Here is a 23067-nt window from a genome sequence, read left to right on the forward strand (position 1 = left end):
TGCGCGGTGGATTGGTGCCGCGCTCATCCAATCCACATCGGCGGCGGCGGCGAAGTACCGGTGTGGAGATCACGGGAGAACGCATCGCCGTCATCGGCAGCGGGGTGGCCGGACTGACTGCCGCCTACCTGCTGCAACGCAAGTACGAGGTCCTGCTGTTCGAGGCCGACGACCGGCTGGGCGGGCACGCGCACACCCACGACGTGCCCAGCGCCCACGGCGGCACCATCGGCGTGGACTCCGGGTTCATCGTCCACAACGAGCGCACCTACCCGACGCTGCTGCGGCTGTTCGGCGAGCTCGGCGTGCAGACGCGCGACACCGAGATGTCGATGAGCATCCGCTGCGACGGCTGCGGCCTGCAGTACGCCGGCGCGAAGGGGCTGCCGGGGCTGTTCGCCCAGCGCGGCAACGTCGTCCGCCCGCGCTACGTGCGCATGCTCGCCGAGGTGAAGCGGTTCCACCGCCACGCGAAGCGGCTGCTGGAGGCGAAGGACGCCGGTGATGTGACGCTCGGCGCCTTCCTCGCCATCGGCGGCTACTCCCGCTACTTCGTCGACCACTTCATGCTGCCGGTGGTCTCGACGGTCTGGTCCGCCGACCGCAGCGACACCCTGCGGTACCCGGCGCGCTACCTGTTCGAGTTCCTCCGCAACCACGGCATGCTGAGCGTCAAGAACTCGCCCGCCTGGCGGACGGTCGTCGGCGGCTCCCGCGAATACGTCGAACGCGCGGCCAAGCAGCTCACCGCCGTGCACCTGTCGACGCCGGTGCGGTCGGTGCTGCGGACCGCGGGCGGCGGCGTCGAGATCCGCGACGACGCCGACACCCCGCACCGCGTCGACCGGGTCGTCATCGCCACGCACGCGGATCAGGCGCTTTCCTTGCTGGCCAACCCGTCCGACGCCGAACGCGACGTGCTCGGCGCGTTCCGCTACTCGGAGAACGAGGCCTGGCTGCACACCGACACCAGCGTGCTGCCGTCGCTGGCCGACGCCCGCGCGGGCTGGAACTACCGGGCCCCCGAGTGCGGCGCGCCGACCGGCGCGGTTCAGGTCAGCTACGACATGAACCGCCTGATGCAGCTGGACGAGCCGACCGGGTACGTCGTCACGCTCAACCCGGGCGAGGGCACGGGCCGGACCGGGCTGGTCGCCAAGATGCGTTACGAGCACCCGGTCTACACGCCGGAAGCCGTTGCGGCGCAACGGCGGCTGCCCGAGCTGAACGACGGCGTGATCGCCTACGCCGGTGCCTACCACGGCTGGGGCTTCCACGAAGACGGCTGCGCCTCCGGGGCGCGGGCCGCCGAAACCCTGGGAGTCACCTGGTGACGACCGCGCTCTACGACGCCACCGTCGCGCACGTGCGCCGGATCGACCCGCCGCACGCCTTCGCGCACCGCGTGTACCTGTGGCTGGTCGACCTCGACGCGCCGCCGCGGTTGCCGTGGTGGGCGCGCCCGTTCGCCGGTTTCGACCGCCGCGACCACTTCGTGGCCGGCGACGACCGGGGGATCCGGGAGAAGCTCGACGGGTGGCTCGCGGAGCGCGGGGTGGACCTGCGCGGCGGCAAGGTCGTGATGCTGGCCGCCGCGCGCGTGCTCGGGTACGTGTTCAACCCGATCAGCGTCTACTGGTGCCACGGTCCCGACGGCACGCTCGAGTGCGTCGTCGCCGAGGTGCACAACACCTACGGCGGCCGGCACGCCTACCTGCTGCACCCGGACGAGGCCGGGCTCGCGCGCGCGGAGAAGGAGTTCTACGTCTCGCCGTTCCAGGAGATGGACGGCGAGTACCGGATGCGCCTGCCCCACCCGGAAGCGTTGCTCGACCTCACGGTGGCGTTGCGCCGCGGGGGCACCACACCACTGGTCGCTACGCTTCGGGGAGTTCGCCGCCCGGCGAGCCCGCGGTGGCTGGCCCGGCTGGTCCTGGCCCGGCCCCTGCTGCCGCAGCGGGTGTCCGCGCTGATCCGTCGCCACGGGATCGCCCTGTGGCTGCGGAAGGCGCCGGTCATCCCGCGCACCCCGCAGAACGCCGGAGGACAGCTGCATGGATGAGGCGGCTCGCCAGCGCCACATGGCCCCCGTGCCCGCGGACGAACCCGAGGGGCAGACCGGCCCCAGCGCCGAGGAGCTGATGGTGCGCGTCGCCAAGGGCGACGAGCGGGCGTTCGAGCTGCTCTACGACCAGTTCTCCGGGCCGATCTTCGGGCTCGTCCGCCGGATCGTGCGTGACTCCGCGCAGTCCGAAGAGGTCGCGCAGGAGGTGCTCGTCGAGCTCTGGCGCACCGCGACGCGCTACTCGCCCGAGAAGGGCTCCGCGCTGAACTGGGCGATGACGCTGGCGCACCGCCGCGCCGTCGACCGCGTCCGCTCGGCGCGCGCCAGCACCGAGCGCGAGCAGAAGGCGACCTTCGAAGCCGCCCGCGGCCGCCCGTTCGACGAGGTGGCCGAATCCGTCACCGCGAGCCTGGAACGCTCCCAGGTCCGCCGGTGCCTGTCCTTCCTCACCGACCTGCAGCGCGAGTCCGTGCTGCTGGCCTACTACCAGGGCTACACCTATCGCGAGGTGGCCGAAGTGCTGTCGACGCCGCAAGGAACGATCAAGACGCGGTTGCGGGACGGCCTGATCCGCCTGCGGGACTGTTTGGGGGTGACCGCGTGAGCACACCGGAGATGCACACGCTGGCGGGGGCGTTCGCGCTCGACGCCGTGTCGGACATCGAGCGCGCGGAGTTCTCACGCCACCTCGAGCAGTGCGAGTCGTGCGCGCAGGAGGTCGCCGAGCTGCGCGCGACCGCGGCCCGCCTCGGCGCGGCGATGGCCGAGGAGCCGCCGCCGGAGTTCAAGGACCGCGTCATGGTGGCCATGCACGCGACCCGCCAGCTGCCGCCGCGCACCCGGCCCGGCTCGCCCGAGCGGCACCGCCGGTCGGGGCGCGCCCCGCGCTGGGCCGTGCTCACGGCGGCCGCCGCGGCCGTCGTCGGGCTCGCCGCGGGCGGGGTGTTCGGCGGGATCGCGCTGACCCAGCAGCAGGAGCTGCAGACCGCGCAGACCCAGCTCGACCAGGCGAAGGCGCAGTACGCGCCGGTGGCGGCGCTGCTCTCGGCGCCGGACGCGAAGACCGGGCACGGCACGTCGCCCCTCGGCGGCGGTGCCACGGTGATCGCGTCGCGCTCGCTCAACCGCGTGATGGTGATGGACGCCGGCCTGCCCGCGCCCACCGAAGGGCACGTCTACCAGGCCTGGCTGATGGCGGGCACGACCCCGCCGCGCCCGGCCGGGCTGATCACCGGCGCCGAGGACGGCTCCCTGGTGGTCGCGGACGGCATCGGCGGCGCCGAGCAGGTCGGGCTGAGCGTCGAGCAGACCGGGGGATCGACGACCGGGGCACCGTCGTCGACCATCGCGCTGGTCATGCCGATGCCGGCCTGATCCGCGCCTGATCCGGGGCTGATCTGCGGTTTGATCCGGGGCTGTTCCGGGCCTGTTCGCGGGCCATAGCAGACCGGGCGCGGGGGCCACTTCCGGCTCCTCGCTCTTGCGCGCACGAACGTGTTGTGGCAAAACACCTTTGCGACACACGGCGTGCCTACTGGATTAGAGCCTGCCTGGTGCCTACCGTCCTGCCTAACGTCGGCGGTTGACATAACTCTCAATCTGGGGTTTAGGTTGAGAGTTGATCACCGGCCGGCGGGCTGTACGGGCACAACGATCAGGAAGGCGGACTTCGATGACGCCCCCGCACAACTACCTTGCGGTGATCAAGGTGGTCGGCATCGGCGGTGGCGGCGTGAACGCCGTGAACCGCATGATCGAGGTCGGCCTCAAGGGTGTCGAGTTCATCGCGGTGAACACCGACGCCCAAGCACTGCTCATGTCCGACGCCGACGTCAAGCTGGACATCGGCCGCGAGCTGACCCGTGGCCTCGGCGCGGGCGCCGCCCCCGAGGTCGGCCAGAAGGCCGCCGAAGACCACCGTGAAGAGATCGAAGAGGTCATCAAGGGCGCCGACATGGTGTTCGTGACGGCCGGCGAAGGCGGTGGCACCGGTACCGGTGGCGCCCCGGTCGTGGCGCAGATCGCCCGCAAGCTGGGCGCGCTGACCATCGGCGTCGTGACGCGCCCGTTCACCTTCGAGGGCAAGCGCCGCGGCAAGCAGGCCGAAGACGGCATCCAGTCGCTGCGCAACGAGTGCGACACCCTCATCGTGATCCCGAACGACCGGCTGCTGCAGCTCGGCGACATCGGCGTCTCGCTGATGGACGCGTTCCGCTCCGCGGACGAGGTGCTGCTCTCCGGCGTCCAGGGCATCACCGACCTGATCACCACCCCGGGCCTGATCAACCTCGACTTCGCCGACGTCAAGAGCGTCATGTCCGGCGCGGGCTCCGCCCTGATGGGTATAGGGAGCGCACGCGGTGAAGGCAGAGCCATCCAGGCCGCGGAGAAGGCGATCAACTCGCCCCTCCTCGAAGCCTCCATGGATGGTGCGCACGGCGCACTGCTTTCGATCGCGGGTGGTTCGGATCTGGGCCTGTTCGAAATCAACGAAGCGGCGTCACTGGTGCAGGAGTCCGCGCACCCGGACGCGAACATCATCTTCGGCACGATCATCGACGACTCGCTCGGCGACGAGGTGCGCGTCACGGTGATCGCGGCCGGCTTCGACGCCGGCGCGCCGACCCACAAGAAGCTCGACCCGTCGACCTTCGGCTCCGGCTCGCGCCAGGGCGCGGGCACGGCGTCGGCCTCGGCCGGGCAGGTCTCGAACCAGCAGGGGCCGCCTTCGGGGGCCACCCCGGTGCCGTCCGCCTCGGGTTCGGGCTACCCGGTCGCGCCGCCGCGGTCGCACACGCCGCTGCCGTCGGCCGGCGGCCAGAACACCGGCGGGCTCCCGCAGCCCGGCGGCGGTTCGCGCGGCTACTCGCCGATGGGCTCCAACGCGACCCAGGGCAGCCTGCCCGGGCGCGCCATGCCGGTGCACGACGACCCGTCGGACGACGAGGTCGACGTGCCGCCGTTCATGCGGCGCTAGAAACTGTGGTCCGTGAAGGCCTCCTTACCGGCTCTAAAGGCCGGGAAGGAGGCCTTCACGGCGTTTGGGAGGATGGCACCATGCGGGTTCGGCGAGTGGTCACGACCAGGGCGGGCGGCGCGTCACGGCCGCCGTACGACACGTTCAACCTGGGGGACCACGTCGGCGACGACGACGGTGACGTCTACGCGAACCGCAAGCGGCTCGCGGCCGAGCTGGGCCTGGCCGAGGACAAGCTGGCCTGGATGGAGCAGGTCCACGGCCGGACGGCGACCACTGTGGACGGCTCGGAGACCGCGGCCGCCGAGGCGACCGACGCGCTGGTGACCGCGACGCCGGGCGTCGCGCTGGTGGTGCTCGTCGCCGACTGCGTCCCGATCCTGCTGGCCGACGCCGAGGCCGGGGTGGTCGCGGCGGTGCACGCGGGCCGCGTCGGCACCCGCGTCGGCGTCGTCCCGGCCGCCGTGGCGGCGATGCGCGAAGTGGGCGCCGAGCCGCAGCGGATCGAAGCGCTGCTGGGCCCGGCGATCTGCGGCGACTGCTACGAGGTGCCGGCCGCGATGGCCGCCGACGTCGAGAAGCACGTCCCCGGCACCGCCTGCAAGACCCGCAAGGGCACGCCCGGTCTCGACCTGCGTGCCGGGCTCTGGCAGCAGCTCGCCGGCCTGGGCGTCGGCAAGATCGGCGTCGACCCGCGGTGCACGAACGAGGACAAGACACTCTTCAGCTACCGGCGCGACGGGACGACCGGGCGGCTCGCGGGCATCACCTGGATCGAGGCATGACCGACCGCAAGGCCGAGCTGGCCGCGAACCTGGCCGAGGTCGAGGCGCGGATCGCGGCCGCGTGCCGCGCCGCCGGGCGGGCCCGCGACGAGGTCCGGCTGATCGCCGTGACCAAGACCTTCCCGGCGTCGGACGCCGCGCTGCTCGCCGACCTCGGTGTCACCCACGTCGGCGAGAACCGCGACCAGGAGGCCGGGCCGAAGGCGGCCGAGGTCGCCGAACTGCGCCCCGGGTCCGCGCTGCGGTGGCACATGGTCGGCCGGCTGCAGCGGAACAAGGCCCGGTCCGTGGTGGAGTGGGCGCACGAAGTGCAGTCGGTCGACTCGGCCCGGCTCGCCGACGCGCTCGCCAAGGCCGTGCACACCGCGCGTTACGCCGGTAAACGTGACGAACCGCTCGACGTCCTGATCCAGGCGAGCCTCGACGACGACACCGAGCGCGGCGGCTGCCCGCTCGGCGAGCTCGCGGCACTCGCCGAGCACGTAACTCACACGGGTGAACTGCGGTTTCGTGGCCTGATGGCCGTCGCGCCGCTCGGCGCCGATCCCGGGGAAGCCTTCGAGAAGCTCGCCCGCGCGGCGGAAAGCCTCCGAAAAGATCACCCGAATGCCGCAGAAGTCTCCGCCGGGATGAGCCATGATCTCGAGCAGGCGATCACGCACGGCTCAACCTGTGTGCGTGTCGGAACCGCACTGCTCGGCGGGCGCGGTTTAGCCTCGCCGTAGGGAGCTCGTGTGCCGGTCACGTTTAGTGGTCGTCCATACGGGGCACTGACGGCGTGGAGAAGCGTTGGTGCGGGAGCGGCTAGGGCTAGGGAGAGGCATGAGCGCGCTGCAGAAGCTGAAGGCCTACTTCGGGATGGTGCCCGCTGACGACGACGGTTACGACGTCGAAGAAGATTATCGACGCGGCTACGCGGACGACGAGTACGACTCCTACGAGGAGCCTGCTCCTCGGTCGCGCTCACGGTACCGCGACAGCGAGGACACGTACGACGAGCCCGTCAGCCGAGCCCGTTCACGCTCCGTGCCCGGGTCGGAGCCCGCGGTCCACGGCGCGCTCGCCATGGACCGGCAGCCGGAGCCCGTGGCGCGCCTGCGACCGGTCACCGAGCCGGTCGTGCGCCAGCCGGTGCGTGACCCCTTGAGCCGGATCACGACGCTGCACCCGACCAGCTACGCGGAAGCGCGCGCCATCGGCGAGCACTACCGCGAGGGCATCCCGGTGATCATGAACCTCACCGAGATGGACAACGCGGACGCCAAGCGGCTCGTGGACTTCGCCGCCGGGCTCGCTTTCGCGCTGCGCGGGTCGATGGACAAGGTCACCAACAAGGTGTTCCTTCTCTCACCGCCCGATGTGGACGTGACCGCGGAGGACCGTCGGCGGATTGCCGAGGGCGGATTGTTTCTGCGCGGCTGAAGTCGCGCGGACCGCTGAGCGCAAGCAAACGTGATTTTGTCGACCCGATGCCGCGTCGACCCCCTCAACTGCGTCTTCGACGAGGACGCCCGGTTAGAGTAGGTACGTGGAAGCTGTGTGGCTGGTCGTCTGGTACGTGCTGTTCGCGTTTTGGCTGTTGCTGACGGCACGTATCGTGGTCGAACTCGTCCGCACCTTTGCACGGGAGTGGCACCCGGCCGGAGGGGTTGCGGTGACGCTCGAGACCATCTACACAGTGACGGACCCGCCGGTTCGCCTGTTCAGGCGAATCATCCCGATGGTGCGGATCGGCGGCGTCGGACTGGACTTATCGATTATGGTTCTGCTGTTGGTTGTGTTCTTCGCGATGCAACTGGCGACTCCAAGTTGATCGGGGAGACTTGGGTGGACCCTGCAGGCCATGGAGTGCGTGAGGTGATCTGATGTCGTTGACCCCCGCTGACGTGCATAACGTCGCGTTCAGCAAGCCGCCCATCGGCAAGAGGGGCTACAACGAGGACGAGGTGGACGCGTTCCTCGACTTGGTGGAGACCGAGCTGGCCCGCTTGATCGAGGACAACAACGAGCTGCGCCAGCAGATGGAGCAGCTCGACGCCGAGCTCGAATCGACTCGTAGCGAGCTCGACAGCGCGAAGTCCGCACAGCCCCCGATGCGGGAAGAGCCGTCCCGGCGTCTCGCGCCGGTGCCGCCGCCGGCGTCCGCGATGGAGCAGACCCAGGCCCACTCGATGGTGGCCGACAGCGGCGAGCCCAACGTGCAGGCGGCCAAGGTCCTCGGGCTCGCCCAGGAGATGGCCGACCGGCTGACCGCCGAGGCGAAGACCGAGTCCGACGGGATGCTGGCCGAGGCCCGCACCAAGTCCGAGCAGCTGCTCTCGGACGCCCGGGCGAAGTCCGACTCGATGGTCAACGAGGCGCGCACGCGCGTCGACACGATGCTGAACGACGCGCGGACCCGTGCGGAGACGTTGGAGCGCCAGGCGCGCGACAAGGCCACCACGCTGGAACGCGAGTCGCAGCGCAAGTACACCGAGACGATGAACAGCCTGAACTCCGAGAAGGGCGGGCTGGGCAAGAAGATCGAAGAGCTGCGCACCATCGAGCGGGAGTACCGCACGAGGTTGCGCGGGTTCCTCGAGTCCCAGCTGCGCGAGCTCGACGACCGCGGCTCCGCCGCACCGGCCTCGGCCTCCTCGAACTCCGGGCAGTCGTCCGGATCGTCGAGTGGCGGCCAGGGCTACTCGTTCGGCCCCCGGGCCGAAGCGGGCTGATTTCTCCGGGCACACCCCGCCGGCGCCGGCAGTTCTGCGGCGCCGGCGGGGTTCTGCCACGGTCAGGAGTCGATCCGGTACCGCACGTGGGCGGGTCGTGGACCGAACCCGGCCCGTTCATGCTGTAATTCACCGTGCTCTACATCGTGCTGGTACTGGTACTGGCGGCTCTGGGGTTGCTCGTCTCCGCGCTCATCACGGCTTCTTCGCTGTGGGCGTGGGTTTCCATCGGCCTCTCGGTGCTCGCCGGGGTGATCCTCGTCGTCGACTGGCTGCGCCGTCGCCGGCGATCCGCGACGCCCGCCGCCTCGCCTGCTTCCGTCGTCGAGCCTTCGGAGCAGGCGGAACCGGCGTCCGACGCGAAGCCGAGCCTGTTCAAGGAGCCGGAGAAACCGGTCGAAGAGGACCAAACCGTCCTCATTCCCGCCGCCGGTGAGCTGGGGGATCCGGCCGACACGCCCGAACCCGACGTCACCGAAGAACCTGCCGCCGAGACTTCCGAGTCTCCTGAGGCACCCGCTGCCGCTACGACTGCGTCCGCGGCTTCCGTGGCGGAAAAACAACCGGACGACGCCGAACCCGGTGAGGAATCGACGTCGGACGCGGACATCGCGCTGCTGGCCGACCTCGAGGACGAGGTCGTCGTCGTCGACGAGCACCCCCGTTACCACGTCCGGGGCTGCACCTGGGTCGGCGCCCGCGACACCATTCCCATCGGCATCGGCGAAGCCCGGCAGCTGGGCTTCACCCCGTGTGCTCGCTGTGCCCCGGACGCGACGCTGGTGGCCGCGCACCGCTGACCACGCCGAGGCAGGTTTCGAGCAGCGCCCGCTCGCCCGCTGGCGTCAAGCGCAGCGCGCGGTGCGTCCGGGGCCCGCGGGTCACCCACCCCGCGTCCACGAACCGCGTCGCGACGGCGGCGGCCCGGGAACCCAGCGTGTACGGGTGTTCCCGCAGGGGAGCCGAATCCGGTCGCCCGCGCGACGGCGCGTGGTCCGCTCACCGTCCACGGTGGCCAGTGCGCCCCGGGCCGGCAGCGCCGAGGTGACGGCGACCCCGAGCCGGCCCGCGAGGTGGTCGTAGCACGTCCTCGCCGTGCGCAGGGCCTCCGCGCCGACGTCACCGGCTGGGCCGGGGAGAACCGGGCGAGTGCCTCCAGCAGCTCGGCGGGTTCCGGGCCGGCCTGACCGCCCGCTTCGGTCCGCGCCCGCTGATGCTGTCGGGGTTGGCCCTGGGCGCGCTCGGGATGCTGAACCTGTTACTGGTGCGGCAAAACAGCCCGAACGGCGACTTTCGTGACGGGCCTGCACACGGCGGGCGTGATCGCGGCGGCCTTGTGGCCGACGGCAATCCTCGTGACACTGGCCGGCGTGCGAACCCGGGAGGCTGTGTCCTAGTCCGGCAGTTCTGCCAGCAGCGCTTCGACGTCCCTTCGCTTGCGGCTCGCGTGCTCCGGCAGCAGTGCCAGCGTCGCGGTCAGCTTTTCCCTGGCCTCGGCGAACTTTCCGAGTTCGCATAGCAACTGTCCACACAGGAACTCCGCCACGACGACCATCGGGGTCGCGTCGATCGCGCGCAGCTCGGCCACCGCCGTGGTTGCCCGGGTGTACGCCGCCGCCGGGTGGCCCAGCTCCGACAACGCTCGGGCGCCGTCGAACGTGGTCATCGCGCGTTCCCGCGCCGCGTCCGGGTCTGCGGGGTCCGGCTCGGCCGCGTCTGCTGCGGCCAGCGCCGTCAGCGTCCGGTCGGTGTCGCCGCTCTGGAGCCAGGACAGCAGCGCTCGACGCAGCGTGCGGAGTTCGGATGACTTCAGGCCTGCTTGCTCGAAGTGCCCCGCCGCTCGGGTGTACTCGGCCGCTGCCTCGGCGTTGCGGTTCAGCTCGGCGAGGACGTCCGCCAGCGCCTCTCTCGCCTCGCCCGCGACGGCCGGCGCGGCGACGGCGAAGTACTCGGCCGCCGCACCGAACAACGCCCAAGCCTGCTCCGGGCGGCCGAGAGCGCGATACGCGTGGCCCAGCAGCATCCGGCCGTTCGCCTGGTGCCGCTCGGCTCCGGCCCGCGCCAGTACCGGCTCCGCGTCGGTGACGGCCGCAGCCGCGTGCTCCGGGCGGTCGACGTCCAGGTACACCCGTGCGAGGTCGATGCGGGTGGCGGCCGCGTCGACCGGTTTGCCCGCCGCGGTGAAGTCCGTGATCGCCGAGTGGAACGCCGCGACCGCGTCTTCCGGGCGGTCCAGCCGCCGGGCCAGCCTCCCTCGGAGCCGGCTGACCTGGGCCTGGATGCCCAGGTCCGTGCCGGCGTCGATGCCGGTGGTGGCGGTGAACGCACCCTTGACGTCGCCTTGGCTCCGGCGGAATCGCGCGGTCAGCAGCTGGGCGTGCGCCGTGCGCTCCGGGGACCCGGCTTCGGTGTAGCGCGCCGCGGCCTCCGTGGCCAGCTCGATCGCCCGCGGAAGGTCGCCCAGGTTGGCGGACAGGACCGCCTGGCGGGCCAGCCACAGCCCGGCCAGCTCGGGTCTGCCGGTCGCGCGGATGGGGGTCTCGGCGCGGTCGAGGACCTCCCGGACGCTCGGGAAGTCCTGCCGCGCGAAGTGTGCGGTGGCCAGCCGCAGCAAGGCGAAGCTGTGTCCTTCGGCGTCGCCGAGCGCCGCCACCCGGTCGGCGGCGGCTTCGAGCGCGGTCTCGGCGGCCGCCGGCGCGAGCAGCAGGAGCCGGGCGCCCCGTGCCGACTCGGCCAGCACGGCGTTGCCCGCCTCCTCGGCCGTCGCGGCGGCCCGCTCCAGGTCTCGCGACGCGGCAGCGGGGTCGTCGCGGTTCGCCGCCGCCATCAGCCGCAACGCCAGCAGCTCGCCGGTGGGCTCGGGACACAGCTCGTCGAACCGGGCCCAGATCGCGTCGGTGGCCCGGCCCAGCAAGGACTCCCGCGCGGCGAGGTCGACCAGCTCCGCGCCGGACAAAACCATGAAACGTCCCCCGTGTTTCCCCCGCTGCACGCCGAAAGCGGCGCCCGGCGATGCTAACGGCGACGCGTCCGCGAAGGCGCCTCCATTTCCGGCGATGCCCCTCGTGACAACCCGGTTGCGCGGAGCGGTTAACCTGGTATCAGCACAGCGTCGATCCGGCCATCACCGGGGAGCTTCCGGAAGAACCGAGCCTCACCGCTCGCAGTAGAACCGGACGGGTGCGGCCCGTGACAGCCGTGGAACGAGCGGCCCGGCAGCCTTCATCGCCAGGCAAGCGGGGTGGTACCGCGGAACGCCGGAAGGCGTCTCGTCCCCGTGTGGGTGACCGGGAGCCGGTCGTCCGTACGAGAGTGACGAACCGAGGAGCACCCGGATGTACCCCCAGGCCAAGCTCGGCGACAGCGCCGGAGTGCCGTCGCAGCCGTCCTTCCCCGAGCTGGAGACCCACGTCCTCGCCTACTGGGAGAGCGACCGGACCTTCCAGGCGAGCATCGACGCGCGCCCCGCCGGCGAGCACGGTGACAACGAGTACGTCTTCTACGACGGCCCGCCGTTCGCCAACGGCCTGCCGCACTACGGCCACCTGCTCACCGGGTACGTCAAGGACCTGGTGCCGCGCTACCAGACGATGAAGGGCCGCAAGGTCGAGCGCCGCTTCGGCTGGGACACCCACGGCCTGCCCGCCGAGCTCGAGGCGATGCGCCAGCTCGGCATCACCGAGACGTCCGAGATCGAAGAGATGGGCATCGCGAAGTTCAACGAGGCTTCGCGCGAGTCCGTGCTGCGCTACACCGGCGAGTGGCGCGACTACGTCACCCGCCAGGCGCGCTGGGTCGACTTCGACAACGACTACAAGACGCTCGACGTCACCTACATGGAGTCGGTGCTGTGGGCGTTCAAACGCCTGTGGGACAAGGGACTCGTCTACGAGGGCTACCGCGTCCTGCCCTACTGCTGGCGCGACGCGACGCCGCTGTCCAACCACGAGCTGGGCATGGACGCCGACGTCTACCGCAACCGCCAGGACCCGGCCGTCACGGTCGGGTTCCGGATGGAAGGCAACGACAACGAGCTGGACGGCACCTACCTGCTGATCTGGACGACCACGCCGTGGACGCTGCCGTCGAACCTCGCCACCGCGGTGCACCCCGAGGTGCAGTACGTCGTGGTCGAGAGCGAGAACTTCCCCGGCAAGCGGTTCCTGCTCGCCGAAGCGCGCGTCGCCGCGTACGCGCGTGAGCTCGGTGAGGAGCCGGCGGTCGTCGCGCGCTACACCGGCGCGCAGCTGCTCGGGAACCGTTACGCACCCCCGTTCCCGTACTTCACCGGCACCGAGAACGCGCACTGCGTGCTGGCGGCCGACTACGTCACCACCGACGACGGCACCGGCGTCGTGCACATCGCGCCCGCCTACGGTGAAGAGGACAAGGCCGTCACCGACGCCGCCGGGATCCCGCCGGTCACGCCGGTCGACGCGCACGGCAAGTTCGACGACACCGTGCCCGACTACGCCGGGCAGCAGGTGTTCGACGCCAACCCGAACATCGTCCGCGACCTCAAGAACGGCACGGGTTCGGCCGGGCAGCAGGGTTCCGTGCTGCTGCGCCACGAGACCTACGACCACTCCTACCCGCACTGCTGGCGCTGCCGGAACCCGCTGATCTACCGCGCGGTGTCGTCGTGGTTCGTCGCGGTGACGCAGTTCAAGGACCGGATGGTCGAGCTCAACCAGCAGATCACCTGGTACCCGGAGAACGTCAAGGACGGTCAGTTCGGCAAGTGGCTGGAGAACGCGCGCGACTGGTCGGTCTCGCGCAACCGCTACTGGGGCACGCCGATCCCGGTGTGGCAGTCGGACGACCCGGAGTACCCGCGCACCGACGTCTACGGCTCGCTCGACGAGCTGGAGGCCGACTTCGGCGTGCGGCTGGACAACCTGCACCGGCCCTACATCGACGAGCTGACCCGGCCGAACCCGGACGACCCGACGGGCGCGTCCACCATGCGCCGCGTCCCGGACGTCCTGGACGTCTGGTTCGACTCGGGCTCGATGCCCTACGCCCAGGTGCACTACCCGTTCGAGAACGCCGAGTGGTTCGAGCACCACTACCCGAGCGACTTCATCGTCGAGTACATCGGCCAGACCCGCGGCTGGTTCTACCTGCTGCACGTGCTGGCCACGGCGTTGTTCGACCGGCCGGCGTTCCGCACCTGCGTCTCGCACGGCATCGTGCTGGGCTCCGACGGCGCGAAGATGTCCAAGTCGTTGCGCAACTACCCGGACGTCAACGAGGTCTTCGAGCGCGACGGCTCCGACGCCATGCGCTGGTACCTGATGGCGAGCCCGATCCTGCGCGGCGGCAACCTGGTCGTCACCGACAAGGGCATCCGCGACGCCGTCCGCCAGGCCGTGCTGCCGCTGTGGAACTCGTACTACTTCCTCGCGCTGTACGCGAACGCCGAGGGCGTGGAAGGCAAGTGGCGCACCGATTCCCCGCACGTCCTCGACCGGTACGTGCTGGCGAAGACGCACGAGCTGGTCACCGACGTCGAGTCCGCGATGGACCACTACGACGTCGCGGGCGCGTGCCAGACGGTCCGGGACTTCCTGGAGACCCTGACCAACTGGTACGTCCGGCGCTCCCGCGACCGCTTCTGGGCGGGCGATCAGGACGCGATCGACACGCTGCACACGGTCCTGGAGGTGACGTCGCGGGTCGCGGCGCCGCTGCTGCCGCTGACCACCGAGGTGGTCTGGCGCGGGCTCACCGGCGGCCGCTCGGTGCACCTGACCGACTGGCCGAACGCGCTCGACCTGCCCGCGGACGCGGCGCTGGTGACGGCGATGGACCGGGTCCGGCAGGTGGCGTCGTCGGCGCTGTCGCTGCGCAAGAGCAACAAGCTGCGCGTGCGGCTGCCGCTGTCGTCGCTGGTCGTGGCGGCCGACGACGCCGAGTCGCTGGGCGCCTTCGCCGACATCCTGCGCGACGAGGTGAACGTCAAGGCGGTCGAGCTGACCGCCGACGTCGCCGCGCACGGCGGGTTCGAGGTCGCGGTGAACGCGCGCGCCGCCGGGCCGCGGCTGGGCAAGGACGTCCAGACCGTGATCAAGGCGGTCAAGGCGGGGGACTGGTCGCTGCAGGGCGGCAAGGTCGTCGCGGCCGGGATCGAGCTGCAGGAAGGCGAGTTCGATCGCCGGCTGGTCGCCAAGGGCGGCGGCGCGGCGGCCGAGCTGCCCGGCGGCTCGGGGCTGGTGCTGATCGACACCGAGGTGACGCCGGACCTGGCGGCCGAAGGCCTGGTCCGCGACCTGATCCGGGTCGTGCAGCAGGCCCGCCGCGACGCCGGCCTCGACGTCGCCGACCGGATCGCGCTGACCATCGACGCGCCCGACGACGTCGTCGAAGCGGCGACGCGGCACGAGAAGTTCCTGGCCTCGGAGACGCTGGCGACGTCGGTGACCTACGCGGCGGTGGATGGCGGCTTCGCCGGGACGGTCGGTGACGGTACGAAGGTGACTGTCTCGGTCGCCAAGGCTTGAACCCGTCGTGAGTGGTAATGAGGGTTAGAACCCTCATTACCACTCACGAGGCCGGTCACGAATCGGTCGCTTTCTCACCCGAAAGGGCCGGGAATCGGCAAGCTGGGCCCTTGTGCGCGCGGGAGGCGCGCACTGGGGAGGGGTACGCGAGAAATGAGTCCTGGCAGAAAACGCGGCATTCTCATCGGCGGCGCGCTGGCGGTGGTCGCGGTCGTGGTGGCGGCGTTCTTCCTCTTGAACAGCGGGAGTGCGCCCGAAGCGGCCGCCGGCCCGGGTGAGACGGCCGTCGCAAGCCCCGGCGCGCTCGACCCGAACTCGGCGATCACCGAGTACCTGCAGGATTTCGCCGAGAACAACCCGGACGCCGCGGCCCGGCTGACCGACGACAACACGGCGGCGGCGGTGGCGCTGCGGGACGCGCGCAACACGCTCCAGCCGTCGGCGCTGTCCGCGAAGCTGACCGTGCTGCAGCCGACCCCGGCCGGGGCGAAGCAGACGAGCGGGACCTACCACCTGGCCTGGACGCTGAAGGATCGTCAGGTCTGGTCCTACGACGTGCCGTTCACACTGGCCCAGGCCGGCGGCAAGTGGCTCGTGCACTGGGCGCCGACGCTGCTGCACCCGAAGCTCGAAGCGGGCCAGCGGCTGGCGATCAGCACGGCCGTCCAGGACAGCACCGCCGTCGCCGACCGCGACGGCAAGCCGCTGATCATCAGCGGGGCCGGCGGCCTGCGCCCGGCCGACGGCAACCCGGCGCCGCTGCTGCGGTCCGCGTTGCTCGGCCAGGCCACGGCCGCGGCGGGCACCGGGTTCGCGGTCGTCCGCACCGACACCAGCGGCAAGAACCTGGAGACGCTCTTCGGGAAGGCGTCGGACGAGGGCGCGAAGCCGCTGACGTCGAGCCTGAGCGTGGGCGCGCAGCAGTCCGCGCAAGCCGCGGTCGACGGCTACTCCGGGTCCGCGATGCTCGTTGCGCTCGACACCGGCTCGGGCGACATCCTCGCCGTCGCGCAGAACGCGGCCGCCGGCCTCTCGCCGAAGGCCCTGAACGGGCTGTACGAGCCCGGATCGTCGTTCAAGATCGCCACTTCGGTCGCGGCGATCCAGCAGAGCGGCCTCAACGCGGCTTCGCCGGTCGACTGCCCCGGCGTCGCAACGATCGGCACGCGCACGGTCAAGAACGAGGGCTTCGAGCTGGGCGCGACGAACCTGCAGACGGCGTTCGCGCGCTCCTGCAACACCACGTTCGGTCAGCTCTCGCTGAACCTGCCCGCGGACGGGCTCGTGAAGGCGGCGAACGAGCTGGGCCTCAACGCCGACTACGAGATCCCGGGCCTCAAGACCGAGCTCGGCAAGGTCGAGCCCGCGGCGAGCAAGGACGAGCAGGTCGAGGACGGGTTCGGCCAGGGCCGGATCCAGGCCAGCGCGCTCGGCGGCGCGATGATGGCCGCGACGGTCGCCGGCGGCAAGTCGATCACCCCGAAGCTGTGGCACGACCTCGACACCGTCGTCGTCAAGGGCTACTCGCCGCCGCCCGCGGCCGTGCTGGGCGAGGTCCGGAAGATGATGCGCGCGGTCGTCACCAGCGGTACCGGCAAGGCGGCGGCGGGCGCCGGGAGCGTGTTCGGCAAGACCGGCACCGCCCAGTTCGGCGACGGGCAGCAGGCCACCGGCTGGTTCGTCGGCTACCGCGGGAACGTCGCCTTCGCCGTCGTCCTGGAGAACTCGAACGACTCGGGACCGGCCGTGCAGCTGGCCGCGAAGTTCCTCAAGGGCGTCTGACGCTTCGGCGGCCACCGAAGCCGGCGGGTCGTACCGTGGGGACATGGAGACGATCGCGTTGGCGGAGGTGGCCGCGGTGCTCGCCGACCCGAGCCGCGCCACCATGTGCCTCGTCCTGCTGGACGGGCGGGCGTGGACGGTCGGCGAGCTGGCCAAGGCGGCCGGGATCGCGCTGTCGACGGCGAGTGAGCACGTCACCCGGCTGGTCGACGCCGGGTTCGTCGCCCGCGTGAAGCAGGGGCGGGCCAGTTACGTCCGGATCGCCGACCCGCGTGTCGCCGAGCTGATCGAGCACCTGGCCCAGCACGCCGAGCACCGGCCGGTGACCGGGCTCAAGTCGTCGGTGCGGGTACGCCGGCTCGGGTTCGCGCGCACCTGTTACGACCACCTGGCCGGCCAGGTCGGCGTCGCGCTGCGTGACGGCATGCTCGCGGCCGGGCTGGTCAGCACCGACGCCGGGCTGACGCTGACCGGCCGGGGCCAGGAGGTGCTCGACGAGCTGGGCGTGCCGGTGCCGGACGGGCGGCGCGCCCTGCTGCGCGACTGTCTGGATTGGACGGAGCGCCGCGATCACCTCGCCGGGTCGCTGCCCGCGGCGTTGCTCGGCAAGGCCGTCGACGCCGGCTGGGTCGCCGCCGAAGGCCACCGCGCGGTCAAGGTGCTGCCCGCGGCGGAGAAGCCGTTCGCCGCGCTCGGCGTCGATCTGGCGTTGCTCCGGCCTTAACACACCGGTTGTCCGACTCGTCCCAGTGGTACACGAAGGAGTTAACCCGGCCGCTTCACTATTCTGAGGGCCCCACAGCACTCGGGAGGGAGGCGGCATGGACCAGCTTCCCGTGCTGCTCGGCGTCGGCGGTGTCGTCCTGCTCGCCTCCGTGCTCGCCGTGCGCGTCTCGATCCGGCTCGGCCTGCCCTCGCTGCTGCTGTACCTCGGCATCGGCGTCGTGCTGGGGGAAGCCGGTTTCGGCATCCGCTTCGACAACCCCGGCCTGACCCAGTCGCTCGGCCTCGCCGCGCTCGTCATGATCCTCGCCGAAGGCGGGCTGACGACCCGGTGGTCGGCGGTGAAACCCTCGCTGGGCATCGGAATCGTACTGTCCACAGTGGCCGTCGTGGTCAGCATCGCGGTGACCGGCGCGGCCCTGCACTGGCTGCTGGGCCTCGACTGGCGGCTCGCGCTGCTGTGGGGCGCGGTGCTCTCGTCGACCGACGCCGCGGCGGTCTTCTCGGTGCTGCGCACGGCCGGGATCGGCAAGCGCCTGGTGGGCGCGCTGGAGCTGGAGTCCGGCATCAACGACGCGCCGGCCTACATCGCCGTCGTGGTGCTGGCCGAGGGCACCACTGTGGACTGGACGCTGCCGTTCCTGGCGGTCTACGAGCTGGCGGCGGGCCTGGCGATCGGGCTGGCGTTCGGCTGGCTCGGCGGCATCGCGCTGCGGCGCGCCGCGCTCCCGGCGACCGGCCTGTACCCGCTGGCCACTGTCGCGGTGTGCGTCGTGGCGTACTCGTCCGGGCAGCTGCTGCACGCGTCGGGCCTGCTCGCCACGTACGTCGCGGCGCTGGTCCTGGGCAACTCGCGGCTGCCGCACCGCTCCGACACGCTGTCGTTCGCCGAAGGCCTGGGCTGGCTGGCGCAGATCGGGCTGTTCGTGCTGCTCGGGCTGTTCGCGTCGCCGAGCCGGCTGCTCGAGACGCTGGTGCCGGGCCTGGTCGCGGGCGCCGTCGTGCTGCTGCTGGCCCGGCCGATCTCGGTGGTGCTCTCGATGCTGCCGTTCCGGCTGCCGTGGCGGGAACAGGCGTTCCTGTCGTGGGCCGGCCTGCGCGGCGCGGTGCCGATCGTGCTGGCGATGATCCCCCTGTCAGAGGGCCTGCCGGGCGCCCAGCGCCTGGTCGACGCGGTGTTCGTGCTGGTCATCGTCCTGACGCTGCTCCAGGGCGCGACCCTCGGCCCGCTCGCGCGCTGGCTGGGGCTGTCGAAGAAGTCCGAGGCGTACGAGATCGACGTCGACTCCGCACCACTGGACGAGCTGGGCGCCGAGCTGCTGCAGGTCCGCATCCAGCCGGGCTCGAAGCTGCACGGCGTCTACCTCTCGGAGCTGCGCTTGCCGGTGGGCGCGACGGTGAGCCTGGTCGTGCGCGCGGGCTCGGGCTTCACACCGCAGAAGACGAGCCGCCTGCAGGAGCACGACCAGCTCCTGGTGGTCACGACAGCCACGGCCCGCGACGACGCCGAGCGCCGGCTGCGCGCGGTGGACCGCGCCGGCCGCCTGGCCCGCTGGCGCGGCGAGTCGGGCATCTGACGCGGTTCGCGGTTTGCCGGCTGGTGCCCGCTCGGTCTCGCGGCGGTGTCGTCCGCTGGGGCGGCTGGTGATCGAGTCGGGCCGCTGGGTCGCGGGGGTCGTGGCTGATCGGATGCTCGGTCTCGCCGGTGTGTCTTCCGCGTCGGCTTGCTTGAGATAAGTGGGGCCGGTTGCCTGCTCGGCCGCCGTGCCGTCCGCTGGGCTTGCTTGAGGCGAGTGGGGTCGATCGGCGGGTGGCCCGCTTGGTTGCCATGCCGCCTGCGTCGGCTTTGAGGTGAGCGGGGCCGAGCGCAAGTTGCCTGCTTGGCCACTGTGCGGTCCGCTGGGGTCGCCGGCGCTGCGAGTCGAGCCGCTGGCTCGTTCGCGGGTTGGGCGGAACCGTGTCCGCTCGGTTCGGCCTCGCCGCCGGGCCGCCCGCGTCGGTTTGCTTGAGGTGGGCGGCGTCGATCGCGGGTTGCCCGCTTGGCCACCGTGCCGTCTGCTGCGCTCGGCGGTCGCGAGCCCGGCCGGCCGCGAGTTGTCCACATCCACTCCAGTTGTCCACAGATTTCCGGCACTCACGTTTTTGCAGGTCAGCGGCGGTAGACTGGACAGGGGACGCCCCCCAGGGAGTGGTGGGGGGCTGCGTTCGGGGCGGCCCGTTGTCCGGTGCCTGTCCGCTCTTCGCGTCGACCTGGTGATCTTTTCCCGTGAGGGTGAGTGATCCTCACAAAAACCTCACCTGATCTTCCCTGCGTTCCCTCTTTTGGCTTACTCTGCGCTCCATTCATTACCTCGAATGGGTGAACGTAGAGTCGAAGGAGTACGCCGGGTGACGAAGCGATACGTGCGTGGGGCCGGGCTGGTCGCGGCGATCGTCCTGGGTGTGGGGCTCGCCGCCGCTCCCGGCGCGGCCGCTGAGGTGGGGCCCTTTCCGGTGCTGGCGCTGCCGTTCAAGGCCGGCCAGCAGGTGTACTCCGCCGGCATCCACTCCGACGATGGCAGCACCGGCGTCGAGAACGCCCTCGACCTCAGCCCGGCCGACAAGACCGTGCGGGCGCCGCTGGCCGGGACCGTGCACCTGCAGCACTGCGCGGGCGGCGACTGGGTGACCATCGACCACGCCGGCGGCTGGCGGACCGGGTACTACCACATGGAAGGCATCAAGGTCACCGACGGTGAGCAGGTCGAGGCCGGCGACGTGCTCGGCTCGACCGGCAACGCCCTGCCGTGTGGTGGCAGCAGCACCGGGGCCCACGTGCACTTCACACTGTGGACACTGCCGGACGCGGCCGACTGGGACGGTCTCGCCTACAGCCAGGTCTCGACCACCGTCGCGGCGGCGCACGGCGAGCCGATCGACGGGAAGACGTTGGGCGGCTGGCTGTTCACGGCGGGCGCGGACCAGTACGCCGGCACCGCGACGCACCTCTCGGACCATGCCGTGACGCAGCTCCCGGGCCGTTTCCGCGCGAAGATCTGACGCTTCTCCATTCCTGCTCGACTTGTGGTCGGTGTCTCAGAATGTGCTGTGGGGGCTGGTCGTCACGCCGATTCTCGGTTACCTTTTGAATCAGGTCATGAGTGCCAGCGTCAAGCCCCGGCTTGCTGGCCGGCAACCCTCCTACCGCGGTGGGGTGCCCCGGGTGAGGACCGGGCCGGTCGCGCCGTGCGACCGGCAAGCGCGGGCCCCTCGCCGGGGCCCCCCGGAACGCCGAGGAGGCTAACGATGACTCTCGCCATCGACCGCACCAGCACACAGACCCAGGAAACCCTTGCGTCCCAAGGTATTCCCACGGTCGCTGGTGCCTCGCTGCGAGTTCCGCTCGTCACCGGCGGAGACATCGGCTACGCCAATCTCGACCACGCGGCCAGCGCGCCCTGTCTCGACGCCGTCCGCGTGGCCGTCGACGAGTTCCTGCCCTGGTACGCCAGCGTCCACCGCGGCGCGGGCTTCGCCTCGCAGGTCTCCACCAAGCTCTACGAGCGCACCCGCGCCACGCTGCGCAGCTTCGTCGGCGCGCGCCGGACCGACACGGTCGTGTTCACCCGCAACACCACCGACTCCTTCAACCTGCTCGCCCGCAGCCTCCCGCCGCGCACCGCGGTGATCGTGTTCGACACCGAGCACCACGCCGCGCTGCTGCCGTGGCAGGGGCCGAACGTCCGGCGCCTGCCGACCCCGCGCACCCGGCTCGCGGCGGTGTCCGCTGTGGACGAAGCCCTCGCGGAATCCCCGCAGGGGCCGCGTTTGGTGGTCCTCACCGGAGCGTCCAATGTGACCGGTGAGCTGCTTCCGGTGGCGGAGATCGCCGCGGTGGCCCGCCGGCACGGCGCCCGCATCGCCCTCGACGCCGCCCAGCTCGCGCCGCACCGCAGGATCGCCATGCAGGACCTGGACGTCGACTACGTCGCCCTCTCCGGCCACAAGCTGTACGCGCCCTTCGGCGCGGGCGCGCTGATCGGCCGCGCCGACTGGCTGCGCGCCGCCCGGCCCTACCTCGCCGGCGGCGGCGCGACCAAGCTCGTCACCGAGGACGCCGTCGTCTGGAACACCGGCCCGGAGCGGCACGAAGCCGGTTCACCCAACACCGTCGGCGTGTACGCGCTCGGCGTCGCCTGCGAAACCCTGAGCCGGAACTGGGCCGCCGTCGAAGCGCACGAGCAGGCCCTGCTCGTCCGGCTGCGCAGGGGCCTCGAGGGCATCCCGGGCTGCTCCGAGCTGCGGCTGTTCGACGCGCCGGTCGACCGCGTCGGCACGGTCAGTTTCGTCGTCGCCGGCTTCGATCCCGGCTGGCTCGCGGCGGTTCTCTCGGCGGAGTACGGCATCGGCGTCCGCGACGGCGCCTTCTGCGCCCACATCGCGGCCAAGCGTCTGATCGGCGTCACCGGCGGCGAAGGGCAGCAGGCGGTGCGCGTCAGCCTCGGCCTGGGCAGCACCGAGGAGCACGTGGATCGCGTGCTGCTGGCCCTGCGCCAGATCGTCGCCCGCGGCGCGCGCTGGGGGTACACGAAGGCGGGCGGCCGCTGGGCCCCGGTCGGCGACCCGCGGGAGCTGCCGCCGTTCTGCTGAGCGTTAACCTGGGCGGATGGGGCGGCAGTGGATTCCGTTGGCGTTGCTGGGTTTCGCGGAACTGGTCCTGGTGACGGCCGAACTGTTCCACCGGTCGGCCGTCACCGCGGAACTGACGGCGCGGTTGCCACCGGCGACCGCCGGCTACGTGGGCCTGTTCGGCTTGACGATCGACGGTTACGGCACCAAGGCCCGGTTCCTCAGCCTCGATGACACCGTCGTGGCCTACACCGGCGGCGCCGGTCCGGCGTGGCAGTACGCGCTCATCGCGGCGTTCCTCGCCGTCGTGATCTCGTACGCCGTGGCGGGCGGGCTGCGCGCGAGGACGGTGGTGATGTCGATCGTCGGCGTCGTGCTCGCCGTCCCGGTGCTGGACCTGCTGCTGTTCAGCCGGTTCGGTCTCGACGCGGCCACCCGCGGCCCCCTCCTGGCGACGCTCGGGCTCGCGCTGGTCGCCTGGTACGAACGCAGTCCGCTGGTGCTCGCGGTGGCCGTGGCCGCCGGTGCGGTGGCGGTGGTGATCGCGGACCTGCCGGGCGCGCTGATCTCCGCGACCGTGCTCGTGGCCGGGGCGTTCGCCGCTACCCTGCCCCGATGGGGGAGGGACGGCGTGTCTGGTTCCCGCTGGCCGCGCCGGGGTTCGCCCAGCTCGTGATGGCGGTCGTCGCGCCGGTGCCGGCGGCGTACGAGCGCAGCTGGTTCCTGGTGGCCGTGGCCTTGGTGTTCGCGCTGGTCAGCCTGGTGTTCTCGACGCCGGTGACCGGGGCGCCGAGCGCGGCGGGCGTGCTGTTCGCCGCCGCGTTCGCGGTCCTCCCGCGGCGTCCCCGCGACACTGCCGCCGGGGCACCCTGACCAGGCGTGGACAATGGACCGGTGAGCACCGAGTCCA

20 protein-coding genes and 1 riboswitch are annotated in these 23067 nt (G+C 71.4%); of the genes, 19 read left to right on the forward strand and 1 reads right to left on the reverse strand.

Annotated features, from left to right (window positions below; genetic code table 11):
• Window positions 1-62 precede the first annotated feature (62 nt).
• The 11 genes from OG570_RS25805 (at window position 63) to OG570_RS25855 (ending at window position 9341) form a co-directional block, all read left to right on the forward strand.
• Window positions 63-1334: an NAD(P)/FAD-dependent oxidoreductase gene (locus tag OG570_RS25805; RefSeq protein WP_326951864.1), complete on the forward strand. Its 1272-nt coding sequence runs from the start codon at window positions 63-65 to the stop codon at window positions 1332-1334.
• On the forward strand, window positions 1328-2062 hold the full coding sequence (locus OG570_RS25810) for a DUF1365 domain-containing protein (protein WP_247064449.1): 735 nt from the start codon (window positions 1328-1330) through the stop codon (window positions 2060-2062). The genes OG570_RS25805 and OG570_RS25810 overlap by 7 nt, the downstream gene beginning before the upstream one ends.
• The gene (gene sigK / locus OG570_RS25815) at window positions 2055-2669 is read left to right on the forward strand and encodes an ECF RNA polymerase sigma factor SigK (RefSeq protein WP_326951865.1); all 615 of its coding nucleotides are present in this window, start codon (window positions 2055-2057) and stop codon (window positions 2667-2669) included. The genes OG570_RS25810 and sigK overlap by 8 nt, the downstream gene beginning before the upstream one ends.
• The gene (locus tag OG570_RS25820; RefSeq protein WP_442788183.1) at window positions 2666-3439 is read left to right on the forward strand and encodes an anti-sigma factor; all 774 of its coding nucleotides are present in this window, start codon (window positions 2666-2668) and stop codon (window positions 3437-3439) included. Before sigK ends, OG570_RS25820 begins: the two co-directional genes overlap by 4 nt.
• A 298-nt stretch (window positions 3440-3737) precedes the next feature.
• Window positions 3738-5042 carry a cell division protein FtsZ gene (ftsZ, locus tag OG570_RS25825; protein ID WP_247054548.1) on the forward strand — a complete coding sequence of 435 codons (1305 nt, stop codon included), beginning with the start codon at window positions 3738-3740 and terminating at the stop codon, window positions 5040-5042.
• A gap of 80 nt (window positions 5043-5122) precedes the next feature.
• Complete coding sequence (gene pgeF, locus OG570_RS25830; RefSeq protein WP_326951867.1) at window positions 5123-5827, forward strand: peptidoglycan editing factor PgeF; 705 nt, start codon at window positions 5123-5125, stop codon at window positions 5825-5827.
• On the forward strand, window positions 5824-6552 hold the full coding sequence (locus OG570_RS25835) for a YggS family pyridoxal phosphate-dependent enzyme (protein ID WP_326951597.1): 729 nt from the start codon (window positions 5824-5826) through the stop codon (window positions 6550-6552). The genes pgeF and OG570_RS25835 overlap by 4 nt, the downstream gene beginning before the upstream one ends.
• Before the next feature lie 97 nt (window positions 6553-6649).
• Window positions 6650-7249: a cell division protein SepF gene (locus tag OG570_RS25840; RefSeq protein ID WP_247054543.1), complete on the forward strand. Its 600-nt coding sequence runs from the start codon at window positions 6650-6652 to the stop codon at window positions 7247-7249.
• Between the two features lie 115 nt (window positions 7250-7364).
• Window positions 7365-7640, forward strand: coding sequence for a YggT family protein (locus OG570_RS25845; RefSeq protein WP_013224824.1), 276 nt, complete (start codon window positions 7365-7367; stop codon window positions 7638-7640).
• Window positions 7641-7692: 52 nt separating this feature from the next.
• Window positions 7693-8541: a DivIVA-like cell division protein Wag31 gene (gene wag31 / locus OG570_RS25850; protein WP_247054541.1), complete on the forward strand. Its 849-nt coding sequence runs from the start codon at window positions 7693-7695 to the stop codon at window positions 8539-8541.
• Window positions 8542-8675: 134 nt separating this feature from the next.
• A complete protein-coding gene (locus OG570_RS25855) occupies window positions 8676-9341 on the forward strand; it encodes a hypothetical protein (RefSeq protein ID WP_326951868.1) in 666 nt (221 codons plus the stop codon).
• Between the two features lie 593 nt (window positions 9342-9934).
• Here the strand turns inward: OG570_RS25855 and OG570_RS25860 are convergent.
• Window positions 9935-11503, reverse strand: a complete 1569-nt coding sequence (locus OG570_RS25860) for a hypothetical protein (RefSeq protein WP_326951869.1) — start codon at window positions 11501-11503, stop codon at window positions 9935-9937.
• A gap of 373 nt (window positions 11504-11876) precedes the next feature.
• Here OG570_RS25860 and ileS point away from each other — a divergent pair, with 373 nt between their 5' ends.
• The 8 genes from ileS (at window position 11877) to OG570_RS25900 (ending at window position 23030) form a co-directional block, all read left to right on the forward strand.
• On the forward strand, window positions 11877-15044 hold the full coding sequence (gene ileS / locus OG570_RS25865) for an isoleucine--tRNA ligase (protein ID WP_326951870.1): 3168 nt from the start codon (window positions 11877-11879) through the stop codon (window positions 15042-15044).
• A gap of 153 nt (window positions 15045-15197) precedes the next feature.
• Entirely contained in the window at window positions 15198-16826 is a 1629-nt protein-coding gene (locus tag OG570_RS25870; RefSeq protein ID WP_326951428.1) for a penicillin-binding transpeptidase domain-containing protein, read from the forward strand.
• A 43-nt stretch (window positions 16827-16869) separates the two neighbouring features.
• Window positions 16870-17550 (forward strand): ArsR/SmtB family transcription factor, encoded by a 681-nt coding sequence (locus OG570_RS25875; RefSeq protein WP_326951427.1) that lies wholly within the window; start codon window positions 16870-16872, stop codon window positions 17548-17550.
• A gap of 97 nt (window positions 17551-17647) precedes the next feature.
• Window positions 17648-19126, forward strand: coding sequence for a potassium/proton antiporter (locus OG570_RS25880; RefSeq protein ID WP_247054527.1), 1479 nt, complete (start codon window positions 17648-17650; stop codon window positions 19124-19126).
• A gap of 811 nt (window positions 19127-19937) precedes the next feature.
• Window positions 19938-20588 (forward strand): M23 family metallopeptidase, encoded by a 651-nt coding sequence (locus OG570_RS25885; protein ID WP_326951871.1) that lies wholly within the window; start codon window positions 19938-19940, stop codon window positions 20586-20588.
• Between the two features lie 93 nt (window positions 20589-20681).
• A riboswitch (SAM riboswitch) is annotated at window positions 20682-20796 on the forward strand.
• 38 nt (window positions 20797-20834) lie between these two features.
• Window positions 20835-22178: an aminotransferase class V-fold PLP-dependent enzyme gene (locus OG570_RS25890; protein WP_326951872.1), complete on the forward strand. Its 1344-nt coding sequence runs from the start codon at window positions 20835-20837 to the stop codon at window positions 22176-22178.
• 16 nt (window positions 22179-22194) lie between these two features.
• Window positions 22195-22833: a hypothetical protein gene (locus OG570_RS25895; RefSeq protein ID WP_326951873.1), complete on the forward strand. Its 639-nt coding sequence runs from the start codon at window positions 22195-22197 to the stop codon at window positions 22831-22833.
• Complete coding sequence (locus OG570_RS25900) at window positions 22773-23030, forward strand: hypothetical protein (protein WP_326951874.1); 258 nt, start codon at window positions 22773-22775, stop codon at window positions 23028-23030. Before OG570_RS25895 ends, OG570_RS25900 begins: the two co-directional genes overlap by 61 nt.
• Window positions 23031-23067: the final 37 nt, after the last annotated feature.

Source organism: Amycolatopsis sp. NBC_01286 (assembly GCF_035982555.1).
Classification (GTDB): Bacteria; Actinomycetota; Actinomycetes; order Mycobacteriales; family Pseudonocardiaceae; genus Amycolatopsis.

Coding starts and splice junctions, on each gene's coding strand:
- sigK (WP_326951865.1), top strand. CDS start 2,055: ATGGATGAGGCGGCTCGCCAGCGCCACATGGCCCCCGTGCCCGCGGAC.
- ftsZ (WP_247054548.1), top strand. CDS start 3,738: ATGACGCCCCCGCACAACTACCTTGCGGTGATCAAGGTGGTCGGCATC.
- pgeF (WP_326951867.1), top strand. CDS start 5,123: ATGCGGGTTCGGCGAGTGGTCACGACCAGGGCGGGCGGCGCGTCACGG.
- OG570_RS25835 (WP_326951597.1), top strand. CDS start 5,824: ATGACCGACCGCAAGGCCGAGCTGGCCGCGAACCTGGCCGAGGTCGAG.
- OG570_RS25840 (WP_247054543.1), top strand. CDS start 6,650: ATGAGCGCGCTGCAGAAGCTGAAGGCCTACTTCGGGATGGTGCCCGCT.
- wag31 (WP_247054541.1), top strand. CDS start 7,693: ATGTCGTTGACCCCCGCTGACGTGCATAACGTCGCGTTCAGCAAGCCG.
- OG570_RS25860 (WP_326951869.1), bottom strand. CDS start 11,503: ATGGTTTTGTCCGGCGCGGAGCTGGTCGACCTCGCCGCGCGGGAGTCC.
- ileS (WP_326951870.1), top strand. CDS start 11,877: ATGTACCCCCAGGCCAAGCTCGGCGACAGCGCCGGAGTGCCGTCGCAG.
- OG570_RS25870 (WP_326951428.1), top strand. CDS start 15,198: ATGAGTCCTGGCAGAAAACGCGGCATTCTCATCGGCGGCGCGCTGGCG.
- OG570_RS25875 (WP_326951427.1), top strand. CDS start 16,870: ATGGAGACGATCGCGTTGGCGGAGGTGGCCGCGGTGCTCGCCGACCCG.
- OG570_RS25880 (WP_247054527.1), top strand. CDS start 17,648: ATGGACCAGCTTCCCGTGCTGCTCGGCGTCGGCGGTGTCGTCCTGCTC.
- OG570_RS25890 (WP_326951872.1), top strand. CDS start 20,835: ATGACTCTCGCCATCGACCGCACCAGCACACAGACCCAGGAAACCCTT.
- OG570_RS25895 (WP_326951873.1), top strand. CDS start 22,195: ATGGGGCGGCAGTGGATTCCGTTGGCGTTGCTGGGTTTCGCGGAACTG.
- OG570_RS25900 (WP_326951874.1), top strand. CDS start 22,773: ATGGGGGAGGGACGGCGTGTCTGGTTCCCGCTGGCCGCGCCGGGGTTC.